General features: G+C 38.9%; 14 protein-coding genes. 5 read left to right on the forward strand and 9 right to left on the reverse strand.

Features of this window, described 5'->3' with window-relative positions:
* Positions 1-4: 4 nt before the first annotated feature.
* A complete protein-coding gene (locus J2746_RS04200; RefSeq protein ID WP_209616808.1) occupies positions 5-376 on the reverse strand; it encodes a response regulator in 372 nt (123 codons plus the stop codon).
* Positions 377-690: 314 nt separating this feature from the next.
* On the opposite strand from J2746_RS04200, the gene J2746_RS04205 reads away from it, so the two are divergent.
* The gene (locus tag J2746_RS04205) at positions 691-1,884 is read left to right on the forward strand and encodes a nucleotidyl transferase family protein (protein WP_209616810.1); all 1,194 of its coding nucleotides are present in this window, start codon (positions 691-693) and stop codon (positions 1,882-1,884) included.
* On the opposite strand, the gene J2746_RS04210 is transcribed toward J2746_RS04205, so the two are convergent.
* From J2746_RS04210 to J2746_RS04220, 3 genes are all read right to left on the reverse strand, one after another.
* On the reverse strand, positions 1,877-2,284 hold the full coding sequence (locus J2746_RS04210; protein ID WP_209616812.1) for a hypothetical protein: 408 nt from the start codon (positions 2,282-2,284) through the stop codon (positions 1,877-1,879). The genes J2746_RS04205 and J2746_RS04210 overlap by 8 nt on opposite strands.
* 215 nt (positions 2,285-2,499) lie before the next feature.
* Complete coding sequence (locus tag J2746_RS04215) at positions 2,500-2,808, reverse strand: hypothetical protein (RefSeq protein WP_209616814.1); 309 nt, start codon at positions 2,806-2,808, stop codon at positions 2,500-2,502.
* 403 nt (positions 2,809-3,211) lie between these two features.
* Complete coding sequence (locus J2746_RS04220; RefSeq protein WP_209616816.1) at positions 3,212-3,739, reverse strand: DUF6141 family protein; 528 nt, start codon at positions 3,737-3,739, stop codon at positions 3,212-3,214.
* A gap of 50 nt (positions 3,740-3,789) precedes the next feature.
* Here J2746_RS04220 and cutA point away from each other — a divergent pair, with 50 nt between their 5' ends.
* Positions 3,790-4,110, forward strand: a complete 321-nt coding sequence (gene cutA, locus J2746_RS04225) for a divalent-cation tolerance protein CutA (protein WP_245249981.1) — start codon at positions 3,790-3,792, stop codon at positions 4,108-4,110.
* Between the two features lie 77 nt (positions 4,111-4,187).
* Here cutA and J2746_RS04230 read toward each other — a convergent pair whose 3' ends face one another.
* Positions 4,188-5,273: a mechanosensitive ion channel family protein gene (locus tag J2746_RS04230; protein ID WP_209616818.1), complete on the reverse strand. Its 1,086-nt coding sequence runs from the start codon at positions 5,271-5,273 to the stop codon at positions 4,188-4,190.
* A gap of 112 nt (positions 5,274-5,385) precedes the next feature.
* On the opposite strand from J2746_RS04230, the gene J2746_RS04235 reads away from it, so the two are divergent.
* Positions 5,386-6,081: a tetratricopeptide repeat protein gene (locus tag J2746_RS04235; protein WP_209616820.1), complete on the forward strand. Its 696-nt coding sequence runs from the start codon at positions 5,386-5,388 to the stop codon at positions 6,079-6,081.
* 80 nt (positions 6,082-6,161) lie between these two features.
* Here the strand turns inward: J2746_RS04235 and J2746_RS04240 are convergent, their stop codons facing one another.
* The 4 genes from J2746_RS04240 to J2746_RS04255 form a co-directional block, all read right to left on the reverse strand.
* Positions 6,162-7,271 (reverse strand): DNA topoisomerase IV subunit A, encoded by a 1,110-nt coding sequence (locus J2746_RS04240; RefSeq protein ID WP_209616822.1) that lies wholly within the window; start codon positions 7,269-7,271, stop codon positions 6,162-6,164.
* A 4-nt stretch (positions 7,272-7,275) separates the two neighbouring features.
* On the reverse strand, positions 7,276-9,138 hold the full coding sequence (locus J2746_RS04245; protein ID WP_209616826.1) for a DNA topoisomerase VI subunit B: 1,863 nt from the start codon (positions 9,136-9,138) through the stop codon (positions 7,276-7,278).
* A 173-nt stretch (positions 9,139-9,311) separates the two neighbouring features.
* Positions 9,312-9,545, reverse strand: a complete 234-nt coding sequence (locus J2746_RS04250) for an Lrp/AsnC ligand binding domain-containing protein (RefSeq protein ID WP_209616830.1) — start codon at positions 9,543-9,545, stop codon at positions 9,312-9,314.
* A gap of 866 nt (positions 9,546-10,411) precedes the next feature.
* A complete protein-coding gene (locus tag J2746_RS04255) occupies positions 10,412-11,920 on the reverse strand; it encodes a replication factor C large subunit (protein WP_209616833.1) in 1,509 nt (502 codons plus the stop codon).
* Positions 11,921-12,008: 88 nt separating this feature from the next.
* On the opposite strand from J2746_RS04255, the gene mtxX reads away from it, so the two are divergent.
* Both mtxX and J2746_RS04265 read left to right on the forward strand, forming a co-directional pair.
* Positions 12,009-12,866 (forward strand): methanogenesis marker protein Mmp4/MtxX, encoded by an 858-nt coding sequence (gene mtxX, locus J2746_RS04260; RefSeq protein ID WP_209616836.1) that lies wholly within the window; start codon positions 12,009-12,011, stop codon positions 12,864-12,866.
* 98 nt (positions 12,867-12,964) lie between these two features.
* On the forward strand, positions 12,965-13,738 hold the full coding sequence (locus J2746_RS04265) for a thymidylate synthase (protein ID WP_209616839.1): 774 nt from the start codon (positions 12,965-12,967) through the stop codon (positions 13,736-13,738).
* Positions 13,739-13,783: the final 45 nt, after the last annotated feature.

Raw genomic sequence — 13,783 nt, forward strand, 5'->3', positions numbered from 1 at the left:
AGCATCAGTTTGAAGCTTCAAGGTGATATTGGATCTTTTCCTTAAAACTGTGGATATCTATTGGTTTGGAAATATAATCGATGCATCCTGCAGCAATGAAACGCTCATCGTCCCCGCGCATTGAATGGGCTGTCAGGGCAATTACAGGAATATCTTTTGTACTTCCATCTTCCTTTAAACGTGAAAGGACTTCTAGTCCGTCCATTTTAGGTAACTGGATATCCAGAAGGATCAGGTCAAACTCTTTCTCTTTTACCTTTTCCAGAGCTATGAACCCATCCTCTGCAGAAGTTACCTGATAGCCATAGGATTCCAATAGGTCCACAGTGAGTTCCATATTTACAGGATTGTCCTCAATTACAAGTATGTTGCACATTTTTTCCCTCGAGATATTTAGATCCCTCTTTGCTTGTACCCTTAAAACATCAACAATATCCGGAGAACATTGGAAATAGTTCTAAGTCACTAATACGGGAGATAAATATAATAAATGAATGATAATTTTATGTAGTTGGTTACTCTATAAAAGCATATCGCATAATAATATTCGCTGTTAACAATTTAGAAAAGTAAATACACTTGCCACAAAATATTGTCAGACAAAACTGATTAATTGACCAATGAGAAATGAATTCATATAGAAGGTCCATTTCTTTAATACCGGCAGAATCTGGAAAAGAGGAAAACTGAATGGAAGATAAAATAATGGACATAAACAGGTCATCTTTCAGAATAGTACTGACAATAACAGGTGGTGGAACTGAAGTTATTGGAAAACTGTTACGCCATGGAGGAGGATCTGATACTCTCCTTGAAGCAATTGTACCTTATTGTAAAGAATCATTACATGATCTGATCGGGAAAAAACCGGAGAGCTATGCATCTGCTGAAACCGCAAAGAATATGGCAATGGCAGCCTACCGCCGTGCACTTTTCCTGGATTCAGGCTCAGAAAAATCAGACCCTTTAAACCTGATAGGAATTGGAATTACATGTAAACTTGCCAAAAGGGGAAATGAGCGTGAAGGCAGAAGTCACGAAGTCTATTTTGCAAGTCAGTCATGTAACAGGACTACTGTATCAGGTATTGCTTTTAATTGCATCGATGGAAGGGAAGAACAGGAAAGAACTGCTGCGAATTATATCCTTGACTCAATAGCTTCCCTTTGTGACCCGAAAAAGTATGATGAACAGAATATCCTGATGGGGTCTGCTGATGGAAAAACATTGATAATTAAAAGTGAAGAGGAAGTCGATAATGAGATTGCTGATCTGTTATTAAAAACACTGGAAAGCATTAATTCAGGAGAAAATGCAACTCCAATGAAAGTAGATCTTGGACAAAGCTCCAATGAGCCGGGTATAATTATGTCAGGTTCTTTTAATCCCTGCCATAAGAATCATGTTGAAATGGCCATGATAGCTTCAGAAAAATACAACATGCCAGTTGACTTCGAAATATCATTAGCTAACGTGGACAAGCCTCCTGTTGATTACATATCCCTTAAAGAAAGACTTGAATCAGTCAGAAACTGTATGCAGGATATGAAAAAAGGGGCGTCAGGAAATATCCATCTAAGTAACTCCCCTCTTTTTGCAGACAAGGCTGTTCTTTTCCCGGGTTCAGTTTTTCTTATAGGTACTGATACCCTTAACAGACTCTTTAATGTCAATTACTACAGAAAAGGCGAAGATATGCAAAGCCTAATAGAGCACTTCAAAAAACACAATATAAGGTTTCTAGTGTTCAGAAGAAAAAATGCAGACATATGTGAAGATTTTGATATCCCTGATATTTGCGAGATAGTCTCATATGATTGCTACGCTGATGACGGTACTTCCTCCACGAAGATAAGAAATGAGAGAAAATGCAGTTTCATATAATCCTGCATGCATTGTATATGGAAGGACAGCCCCTCATATCATTTGTCTTTATGATATCTGCATTAACTGCATTTGCAAGTTTATGAACAATATCCTTTGCTTTTGCTACACACTCAGCATCCATATCATCCCATTTACCAGATGATATGTTATCAAGTGTCTCTTTTAGCAGTGAAAGCTCATCATTTGAAACCCAGTTTTCACTAGTTACACAGCAATCACTTTCTTTACTCAGGTTCCTCAGATCACTAAGCATATCATTAAGTCTGGAGCTTGTTAACTCTTCATTAAACCTGTGTTCAGACGGAATTACATTTTCTTTCTGATAATGAACTTCCGCCAGGAACAGGAAGCGATCACACTCGTGGAACCAGTCCCTAACATCATATAGTATATTCATACCCACACAGGAAATGATTTGACTTCTATCATATAAAAGACTATGGAATTAAAAATATACATAAGTCATCTCATAGAAAGGCAAATGTTGCACATTATTAAAATTATGTTTTTAATTCTTCGATCCAATTTATTTTTATAGTACTTCCTGTACGAAAAAAAAGGATTACAACACCCTTTTAAACTTTTGAGTCTAAAAGAAAATATATAGAAGGTTTACAGATCTTCATCATTTACCGGAAAATATGAAAACCAGAGTTTTTCACCCCTGTAACTTAGCATATTCATCCGTTCCCTGGTCATCAGGTCAAAGAGTTTTTCAATTCCCGGAGGATAGGAACCCATTGCATTCATTGGAACAAGTGGTTCCCCATCAACCATTTCCACATAGTATAGATCAGAGCCAAAATTTCGGATGAAACTGACATCATATGCAATGAAAATATCAATAACATCATTTATTGACAAAGTGGGAATGGAATGTTGAAGATGATGATCATCGAGCTCTATAAGATTGTCATGCATGAATTAAGATTAACAACATAGAATAAAAATTGAATGTTACAGTTGGATAAGATATTATACATTTTAATGACCATAAAGAAAAATCTACAATAAAAAGCTCTTTTATTAAAGTCATATTTTTGTTGTATATTTCAAATTTGAAATACCAAACAATGATGTTTGCTATTGTCCAAACTATTTTAACAAATAGATTAAAAAGCTTAGCAAAAATTCCTATTGAAAATATGAACAATTATGTCCGGGAATTCCATAGTACTTAATCATAATAATTATGCTCTTATGAATTATGAATTGTATGCAGAGATAATTCAATAAACTGTAACTGATGAAATGTAAGAAAAGTGCATAAACCGCACATGAATAAATGTATGGATTAATCATACGGTAATAAGACACCGATTTTTCAATATTTATGACGAGTCGTTCCCTGTTCTATTGACATTTTCAAAACCTCTGGTTCCTTGGACCCTAACATCAAACGTTTCCCGTTTGTAAATGTTAGCAACAAGCCCTTTTTACCACTTATATTGTAGGCCTTGCCTTTACGACCATACCTTATGCCCCATCCTCCATAATCCTTCAATGGACTATACCTGACTGCTTCAGCAGAACTTATGTCACTAAAGGTAAAATGCTTGAAAGACAGATGTATCGGGAAAAACTTCACGTAAAGCCCACTGTTGCGCACCTCAACAACAAGACGAATGGATAAGATGAAAATAGGAAGAATTATCCCAATCAGTACCAGATTTATCAGCATTCCCCTATCAGACAGGGGATTATTTCCAAAAGAGCGGTCATATACCAACTGTTCTATGGCAAAATACCAAACAAGACCAGTGGTCGCAAGCAAAAGAATCAACAACCATAATTGCCGGAATTTCTGAACCTCACGGAAAATAATCGAATCTGAATTATCATCGTAAGTCATCAACAAAAATAAGAAACTGAACATATATAATCATTGTTAATATTCTAACTATGAGGGAACAAACAATGTATTCTATTGTGTACAGTACTACCGAAAGTAGAGATGAAGCCCGGAAAATTGCCGGTGAACTTGTGAAAAGTAAGCTTGCTGCATGCGTCAACATACACCATATCGATTCGATATATTCATGGGAAGGCCAGATAGAGGAAGATGAAGAATTTGCAATCTCTGTAAAAACAACAACATCAAAAGTACAGAAGGTTACTGACAGAATAAAAGAAATGCATAGCTATGAGCTTCCTGCAATAGTATCGTGGGAGATCAGTGGCGATAAAGAATACCTTGAATGGATATCAGAAATTACGGATTGACCCAAAAAAGGAAATAAGGAAACGGATTGCAAAAAACTGCAATCAATCTAATTAAGATCTCTTGTATTATCTTATACTTACCTCTGATGAATGATAGTTCTGACAGGGAAAGGAATCTCGATACCTTCTTTCTCGAATTCAGCATTGATCTTAGTGTTTACCTCATTTATCACTGTGAATTTCTCACCAGGATGAGTCACCCACATTACGATTGCAAAATCAAGACTTGAATCACCATGGTTATCAAACCTGACATAAGGTGAAGGGTCATCAAGCACGAAATTCACACTTTTTGCAATATCAGTCAGGATGTTGCGGACCTTTTCAACATCTGAACCATAAGCAACGCCAATGGTTACCTTGACCATCATTGTCTCTTCAGGAGAAGTATAATTGGTTATCTTGCTGTTGGCAATTATACTGTTTGGAATCACTATCATGTTGTTATAGAGATTCTTGATCCTGGTACTGCGAATACCCACTTCCTGAACTATGCCAATCTCACCATCATCGATCTCGATCCTGTCTCCTGGTTTAAAAGGCTGGTCAAAATAAATGGAGATTCCTCCGAAGAACTGTGAGATCGTATCCTGTGCAGCAAAGGCAACTGCCAGACCTACAATACCTGCTGAAGCAAAAAGAGGCAGGATGTCTGCGTCCCACACACCCTTCAATATCGCAAGAATACCGAAGAAGACAATTAGCACGTCAACTATGTTCTTGAACAGAGGCAGAAGCTCATCATCCATCCTGGTGTCTGTCTTCCCGACAAGATGTGAGAAAACATGCTTGAAAAGGATCTTGTCTATCCTCAAAAGAGCAAGAATCCATAAAATACCCAGACCTGTAAGAAGAAGACCCATGATTATCTCTATAGCAGTATTTCCAGGGAAGACAATTTCTGCCGAAATGAAAGCTCCCATAAACACAACCGTATAGAATATTGGTTTTTTAAGTGCATCAACAATAAGGTCATCGCAATCATAACGCGTCTTTGCAGCATAATGCAGGAAGACCCTCTTAAACAGGAAGTCTGCGATGAAAGCCAGTATAACCGATGCAACAACCACAACTGTAGCAGCCACAATGTCCGAACCAAACACTCCGGACTGGGATTGCATAAATTGATTGATATAAGCAGGGATTGTATTATTCAGAAACATGTTGCTTGTTTTGAGTATTTCATATATAAACTTTTTTAAACTAACAAAGGATTTTGGGAGTACATATTCCCAGCAAGAAGGATAATATAGAGCCTTGCAAATTATGCGAATAATGAAAGAAACAAATTCAGAAATTGCAATCATGTGGGTTGAAAAGGGACTCAATGAAAAAGACTCTGAGAAAAAACTGCATTATTTAGATATGGCACTGGAGCTTGATTCCAATAATCCGGTGGCGCTCAACAACAAAGGCATGCTTCTGCATAAAATGGGAAAGTTCCATGAAGCTATCGAGTGCTATGATAGAATCCTCAAACAATATAACATGTCCAGATATATTCCAGCTCTTTATAACAAATCTTTGACGTTGAAAAAAATGGAACTTTTTGAAGCTGCCCTGACCTTTATGAACAGGGCACTGAAACAACAGCCAGATAATGAAAAAATTAAAAAGCATGTTGAAAACCTGACACTTATCGTTGAAGGAAGAGGAGAGATCAGGCCGCGCAGGGAAGCACAGATACCAAAAGAGAAACTTGCTGTCAATAAGGTATACACACAATGGGAACCTCCGGCAGTAAGCACACTACTTGCTTATGAGATGAAATGCAGTCACAAAGACATAAAATATTACAAGGGTTTTGGGGAAGACCTTGTTAAAGAGAAGATAATCCAGGACAAGCTTAACCAGAGAATATATTGCTGCGGAACCTGTCGCTTCCATAAAAATGACCTGTGTCAGCATAAAGACACAAAATCTATGTTGATCTCATCCAGTGCCATATGCAGAAACTTCAGGCCAGAATAAAAAATGATTGAAATAAGCTAACTATAAGCTAAATATAAAGCTAAGAGAAAGTGAATACAAGCTAAAAGGACAGAAGGGTATCAGAGGATACCCAGGTCAGTCAGACGCTCCGGAAGATATCTTTCCGTCACAAAATCGAGACCTTTTCCTGCAAAGGCCTGCTGTTCTGCTTTTTTGTTTATTTCAAGCTGCAGGTTTATTTGTTCTTTCCAGTAATCGCTTTCGAACCTTGGATCAGTAAGTTCACTCCTCAGTGCAGCAACGTCTTTTTCCGTAAGTTTATCCGTTGACAGTTCATATTCCACAATATCAGAAGGCTGAACACCAACAAACTGTGCACCGGGTGTTGCCATATATTCGGAAAGGTGGGCACTCTTGATAGCACCATATGCAACTGAAGCGAAGATACGATACGACCACGGGTCACCGTCAGTAAAAACAACCACCGGAAGGTCCAGTTCTTCATTCATCCTTTTAATTATGCGACGTGTGGAACGGGCGGGCTGCCCTTTAAGGTGCACAAGGATGGCATCGTTTCGTTCATCAAAACCGTTCTCAATGAGCCTTGCATACATACCACCAGTCTCAATAGCGATTATAAACTTGGCATCAGTATCGAGGAACTCGATATTTTCCACATTGAAAGGAATCTGATAACCACTTTCTCCGATATCTTCCTGACAGTGTATCACACGGTCTCCACGCTTTGTTTCTTCACGCAGACGGAGTGGACCGAACATAGTTGCACCATCTTCCTCAGGACGCATGTGGAAATATTCTCTTTGAAGGCCGGAAATGATCTCCAGATCCTCGACCAGCCTATCACTTTCAGGTTGCTCGCGGAATTTTGCTACATCCCAGTTCTCAGAAATATAATACAACTCCCTTAACGTTGAACCCCTGTCCTGACCAAGATGATTCTTTATAAGGAAATCTATAACATGAGAGGTTTTCAATAACTGGAAAGCACCTTTTACAGTCTTTGCACTTCTCTCGGTTTCCCTGTCGCCATAAACCCATACATCACTGTCTTCACTGTATTCTATATTCGCTTTTGTACGGCTTGGAAGAGAAACACTGGGAACAATTTCATCAATGAAATTATCATAAAGTTTCCCTGCAAGACCAAGCAAACGATTGCTTGCCATCTCATCATGTTCTTTTTTCTGTTGAGAAAGATTATCTGCCATCTATTCACCCCTTTATAGCTTTTGCACCTGTAACAAGTTCTTCATCAAGACCCTCCACGATCAACGTAGGAAGTCTTGAAATACCTTCCTCATCCAGAGTGGCTACAGAATAACTGAGAACTTTGGAGGCTCCGGGAGAAACACTGAGCTTCCATATGTAATCAAAATCACTCCCCATGTTTATGACCTTAGGTTCTGGAACTGCATTTTCAATCTCGAAAGGAACCATATCATGCACTTTGAAATTCTGCTTTTTACTTGTGTAGTTCTTGGCCCTGATGGAGATATTTGCACCACCATTGCCATCTGGCTGTACTATTCTGTCAACCAGAAGATTACCCATAACTTTTGCAACAACAGGATTTATGTCAGGAACATCACGTTCAAGTGTTTCAGCAAGCTTGCTTGCCATCTTTGGTAATACTTTTGTGATAATAACCTCTTTTTCACGTCTCTTTTTAAGATCGTTACGTTTGTTAAGATACCTGTTCATCTTTCTGGCTACTTCCTTGATGGCAAGCTCTATTTCATCCCTTATTTCAGGAATTTCTGCCACAGCATCTTTGGATTCGGAAGTAAAAGGAACATTTGTCGATGCTACGTGTACAAGAATTACCACAGGTCCGGTTGGTAATCCACCACCAGGTTGATTCAATCCGTATTGCTTCCACTTAACAGACTCAATTGCATGAGTGATAACACATCCACCCTGCTGATACAGAAGAGGAACCCTGTTGGCAAAACGCATGATATCAACACGGTCATCTTTTTGGAGTTCACCACCATAGGCAATACCCACTTCAACTATGAACGGATTGCCTGAGAAAACCGATGCATTTCTGGTAGTAGTACCTATGAAGTCAACACTGAATTCCTTCTCAAGTCCCTTATAGATCAATTCCTCACCTATAGGAGATAAGCAATCAGTTGGTGGAGCCATTAACTTTACTTTAGAGAAAGCATCAAGCAATTTACGAGACTGGTCCCTTGTCATCTCATGAGGGTCGAGTTCAGGATCAAGACCTGATGCCTTGCATATTTCTTCTGCTGCAAGATGACCTATCTTTGAGAAAGAATAACGCAGGAAAGGAGATAATTTCTGTCTCTCCGTATACCTCAGCATTTTCATGAGAGTTCCAAGTTCAATACCATGAGGATGCGGCAGAATTTCTTTTGCAGGAACAGGGAGTTTGTCTGTTGCCCTTTCAAAGGTCTCCTGATTTCCATCAGGCTCAATAAGAGTGATCCTGGCGTGAGGATTTACAATTGCTGTGGCCTTGAGATATTCGTAAATTGACTGGCGTCTTCCTTTCACATAGGAAGCTTCCATTTCCATTTCAATACGTGTACCGTGCGGACGATCCCAGTCAACAACATCATCCGTCAGAATTTCCGGATCATTGGTACTGGTATTGATCATTAGTTCGTAATAGTGTGCAGGGTTACCATGACCAATCTTAGAAATGATCTTTGTATGATGTCCGGATGTTAGCTGTGAATACAAAACTGATGCCGATATACCGATACCCTGTTGTCCACGGCTCTGTTTGAGGGCGTGGAATCTTGAACCATATAGAAGTTTTGCAAACACCTTTGGAATCTGTTCCTTGATAATTCCAGGTCCATTATCCTCTATTATGATAACCACATTGTCCTTTCCTGAGCGTTCTATCTGAAGGAAAATATCAGGAAGTATCTCAGACTCCTCACATGCGTCAAGTGAGTTATCCACTGCTTCCTTGACCGTTGTTATCAAACTGCGTGGTGCAGAGTCAAAACCAAGTATTTGCCTGTTCTTTTCAAAGAACTCGGCAACACTTATTGATTTTTGATTTTTTGCAAGTTCTTCTGCAATTGGATTTTCCATAAAAATTTCTTCCTCATCCGTTATTGGTCACGATCCATTATGACCAGAAAATAATATCTCCGAATATATAAAAATGTTTTTTCAGGACCACTGATCATAATACATTCGAGGTCACTGAATACCAAATAACCATACGATAAGTAGCGACAATTGTTTTATTCGATTATTTTACATTATTTGAGTTCAGCACCCACAATCGTTTGTGTTGCAGTGACCGAGTCTGCTTCACGAATAATATCAACTATACTGTTCAGTGTCCCGAGATCATCCACTTCAATGATCACAACAAAATCATATTCACCAAATACATGATAAATATCCTTAATACCTTCAATCCTGTTGAGTTCATTGTAAGCTATCCTTTCGCTGCCAGGCAGCACATTGACCATAGTTACTCCAATTACCATTGTATCACTTAGACAGAAGTGGAGTACAAGGTATTTAGAAGTTTTCAATATGAAGCATTAGAAAGCTCAAAAACAAACAGAGAACTGTATAATTGATATTCAGGACCAATAGGCACTTTTTTGCAAATCACATCATCATTATTATGATGATAAGCAAAAGCTATATATAGCAATAATATCATACTAGGATTTGATGAGCGGGTTATCCTCTTTTTGACAATAACCCCCACTCCCCAACCCGCTCATACTCCACTCCACTTTTTGATAATAATTCACTAAAAATAGCGATGAGTCCTGTTTTTTATTAATTGTTCCCCCACAGATGAAAATCGTGATTTTACAAAATAAAATTATGAGTTGTCACACCAAAACATACATTTGTTTTATAAAAATAACATGATGCTTTTTTCCATAATGTTGCACAATTCATACTTAATAACACTACTTTCTAAATAAAAACATATGATGATGCTTGTAGTTCTGATCTGAAATACTAGTGAATAAATTAGCAGAAGAAAATAATGCAAAATAATAACTGACTATTCCAGGAGACTTTACAAAAACAAAAAACCAAACATTACCAATCAGTTAGTGAAACATCAATAAAAACGACACTTATAGTTTAAAACGCAATGATGCGATAATAAGATAGATATCACCTCATATATAGTACATAACATAAAAAATATTATAACTTATATATCAAAAATAAGACATATATTAAAGCATATGATTAGATGCATGTTATATAATATATACATACATGCATACATATATATATATATATATTGATTCCCCGCTTGGATGCGTTTTCTATAAAAGATAGCACTCAATGATAACAAAAATAATCCTGTAAAGAGCAAGGATTAAAAATCAAAGAGAGTTTTTTGCGGTTTCTTTGGAATTTCTTTTTTAGTATCTTCAGAACTCCCAACTTTATCATCAGCATCCTTCTGCCCGGATTGTGAAGATGGACCATTATTTGATCTGGGTAAACGGTCAAGACTAAGTTGAGAAGGATCTTTTTTAGGAGCTGCCTTTTCCACAAAAAAAGCAGGTTCATCTGATGGAACAAAGGTCTGACGAATCTCCTGAGCTTCATCATAAACTGCCTGAAGCTTTTTTGTGACCTTTTTTGAACCTTTCAAATATAACAGCTCATCCAGAGTCAGACCAAGAGTAGCAACAACATCCACAGCATATTCATCCTGCTGAATAAGTCTCGAATACATACCTGCTACTTCCAGACGTGAAAAGCGCATTGATTCATTACAATGAGAACCTATCTTCACAGCGATGTTGTTCCTCATATTCCTTCTGGAACGCATCTGACCCATCTTTCTCCACAAAGAAGGTGGTTGATACTTAACAAAACCACCACGTACGCGGGATTTTGATACCACCGTACCGCCAGTCATTAACATCCCTGCATAACGCCACATACGATAATTCTGACGCCTTCGTACACGTCCCAGGAAACGGTCTGAACGAGAGAGATAGGAATAAGTATTGACAATATCAGGCGTCAGAGGCTCTTCACCTTTGCCCGTATACTGATGCGGGAGATTTTCATCTACCCAGTGAATAAGATCCTCTGGAGTTTCATCCAGATTATAGGTTGCCTCCAGAGCAGAAGAGACATCCTTTCCCTTGAAGATACGTCCCACTACTTTGAATATGGATTCTTTGTTATCCCTGTCAGAAGTGGAAATATCCTCTACAAAAATCTCAGTACGGCCCATTGAAATAGCCTGAAGATCATTAACAGCACTTCGGAAATCGCCATCTGCAGAACCTGCAATTTTCTCAATGACGCCGGCACCGCACATAACACCTTCCTGTGCAGCAATCTTCTTGAGAGCAGGGATCATTGAGCGGGACTGAACAGAACCGAACTTAAGCTCGAGACACAGGGAACGTAAAGTCGATGAGAGCCCATAGATGTCATTGGCAATAAGAACAATAGGCTGACTGGATTTCTTTATCACATTAACAATGGCACGGGCGCCTCCTCGGTCACTATTCCCATGAAGATTATCAGCTTCATCGAGGATAACAAGCCTTTTTTGAGAATTACCGGTAAGTGTTTGCATAGTAGAGGCAGAACCTGCAACCTTTTCAATAACACCTGCTGTTCGCTGATCACTGGCATTGAGCTCAATGACCTCCCACCCCATATCTCTGGCAAGTGCATGTGCGGATGAAGTTTTCCCGATACCTGCCTGGCCATGCAATATTGCTGCCCTTTTATCAGGGATTCCGAGTTCCCATTGCTCGCCCCATTTTCTGAGGTCACCTATTACTTTCTTGTGACCAACCACATCATCCAGTGAGACTGGCCTGTACTTCTCTGCCCATTCCATCTGCACAGTCATGTTATTACCCAATATTCAGGAAAAGTAATTAATGTTTGCACCACTTTGTTGTTCTGATAGATATTATTGATGGTTAGAGGTATCATCCATGGGATCAAAAAGTACGGAAAATCTCCTGGGCCTTATAGAAAAAAGGGCATTAGAAAACAGGGCAAGAGTTGCCATTGGAGTACGTAACCCAAACCCCAAGATGTTGAAAAGTGCCAGGGATGCACATGAAGCAGGATACGCAAATGTTCTGCTTGTAGGCAATAAAAAAGAGATTGAAGAAACAGGTACAGATCTGGATATTATCGGAACAAATGATCCTGAAAGAACCCTGGGCGACCTGCTTAAATCAAGATACGTGGATGCTGCTGTAAGGGGTACTGCAGGTGCATCTCAAACACTTTCACACCTGAAAAAAATACTTAAACAGGATAGCCTTCACAGAATTGCATTATTGCAAACAAGTAAAGGAATACCGTTTTTCATCGCCCCTGTCGGAATTGATGAAGGGAACGAACTGGCTGACAAGATCGAGTTCATAAAACTGGGAATAGAATACATACGGAGATTCAACATAGAACCTGTGGTTGGCATCCTCTCAGGCGGAAGGCTGGGAGACCTGGGGAGAAATATCCGGGTTGATCAGACACTTGCAGAAGGTGACTTCATCGTAAACAGGATAAGAGAGCATGGAATAGAGGCAAAGCATCATACCATCCTGATCGAGGATGCAATAAAAGAAGCTAATTTCATACTTGCCCCTGATGGGATATCAGGTAATCTGATATTCAGAACCCTGGTATTCCTCGGAGGAGGAGATGGGCTGGGAGCACCCGTCCTGATGGATGATTACGTCTTTGTTGATACATCAAGGGTAGGCGGACATTACACAAAAGCAATTATGCTTGCCAGTGCACTGGTTGGAAAGCAGGATACAAAGGCAACTGACGAACAATAACGTAATATACTGGATACATAGAATCTAATAATTATATTTATTAAATTCATTTTATTTCATTGGAAATAGCATTATAAGAAATCAATAATGCACAGGGAATGAGCGACATGGAAGCTGTACTGATAAAAGCAAAAACTATCTCTTCGGCATGGTCCCAGTTGATCCATGAGATCTATGAGAAGGGAGAGGAACATAAGCCCGACTATAAAACTATGACAAAAAGGGTTCACGCCACCATATACATAGAGGATGTGAACAATAATCAGGTAAATGATGCCGTACCTTTTGGAGCTAATCTTATATCCAAATATAAGGAAGAGCTCACAGAAGAATATGCAGACTGGTACAATTCCCTGGCTGACGATGATAAGAGAAAATTCGACTACTGTTATGCTAAGCAGTTGTTCAGGTATGGAGAGGCTGCATATAATACAGTTAAGGCAAATGTTGAGAATCTACGCCCCGGATCCAGAAGACATGTAGGCGTGCTCTGGGAAAATGAAGTGCATATACCTAAATTCGAGGATCAGCCTTGCTGGATAGCTTACAAGGTCGAACAACTGAATGAAAAACAAGTACGAATTTATCTGCTTTACAGATCATGGGACGCATTTGGCGGATTCCCTGCGAATATACCGGCAATTGTAGAAGGATTCAAAAAGGTATTCAGAGAAAATAATCTGGATATTGAGATAGAATCATTGATAGCAACCGGATGGGACACTCACATCTATGACACCGATCTGCAGGCTGTTGAAAAAATATTCAAGGCCAATTCACTTTGCCCAATATGCAAATGTATAACTCCAAAACACTCATTTATCCAGACAACAAAAGGTAAAGCATGTCCCGAATGTAAGAAATCAATGTAATCTTACATTTATCTCATTTTTTAGATTATTTTTATAATAGATTTC

It is taken from the genome of Methanolobus bombayensis, assembly GCF_017873415.1.
GTDB classification, from domain to species: domain Archaea; phylum Halobacteriota; class Methanosarcinia; order Methanosarcinales; family Methanosarcinaceae; genus Methanolobus; species Methanolobus bombayensis.

Excerpts from the sequence above, each read along its gene's own strand:
- J2746_RS04235 (WP_209616820.1), top strand. The coding sequence starts at position 5,386 with ATGAAAGAAACAAATTCAGAAATTGCAATCATGTGGGTTGAAAAGGGA.
- J2746_RS04220 (WP_209616816.1), bottom strand. The coding sequence starts at position 3,739 with ATGACTTACGATGATAATTCAGATTCGATTATTTTCCGTGAGGTTCAG.
- J2746_RS04200 (WP_209616808.1), bottom strand. The coding sequence starts at position 376 with ATGTGCAACATACTTGTAATTGAGGACAATCCTGTAAATATGGAACTC.
- mtxX (WP_209616836.1), top strand. The coding sequence starts at position 12,009 with ATGGGATCAAAAAGTACGGAAAATCTCCTGGGCCTTATAGAAAAAAGG.
- J2746_RS04215 (WP_209616814.1), bottom strand. The coding sequence starts at position 2,808 with ATGCATGACAATCTTATAGAGCTCGATGATCATCATCTTCAACATTCC.
- J2746_RS04255 (WP_209616833.1), bottom strand. The coding sequence starts at position 11,920 with ATGACTGTGCAGATGGAATGGGCAGAGAAGTACAGGCCAGTCTCACTG.
- J2746_RS04240 (WP_209616822.1), bottom strand. The coding sequence starts at position 7,271 with ATGGCAGATAATCTTTCTCAACAGAAAAAAGAACATGATGAGATGGCA.
- J2746_RS04250 (WP_209616830.1), bottom strand. The coding sequence starts at position 9,545 with ATGGTAATTGGAGTAACTATGGTCAATGTGCTGCCTGGCAGCGAAAGG.
- cutA (WP_245249981.1), top strand. The coding sequence starts at position 3,790 with ATGAGGGAACAAACAATGTATTCTATTGTGTACAGTACTACCGAAAGT.
- J2746_RS04205 (WP_209616810.1), top strand. The coding sequence starts at position 691 with ATGGAAGATAAAATAATGGACATAAACAGGTCATCTTTCAGAATAGTA.
- J2746_RS04245 (WP_209616826.1), bottom strand. The coding sequence starts at position 9,138 with ATGGAAAATCCAATTGCAGAAGAACTTGCAAAAAATCAAAAATCAATA.
- J2746_RS04230 (WP_209616818.1), bottom strand. The coding sequence starts at position 5,273 with ATGTTTCTGAATAATACAATCCCTGCTTATATCAATCAATTTATGCAA.
- J2746_RS04265 (WP_209616839.1), top strand. The coding sequence starts at position 12,965 with ATGAGCGACATGGAAGCTGTACTGATAAAAGCAAAAACTATCTCTTCG.
- J2746_RS04210 (WP_209616812.1), bottom strand. The coding sequence starts at position 2,284 with ATGAATATACTATATGATGTTAGGGACTGGTTCCACGAGTGTGATCGC.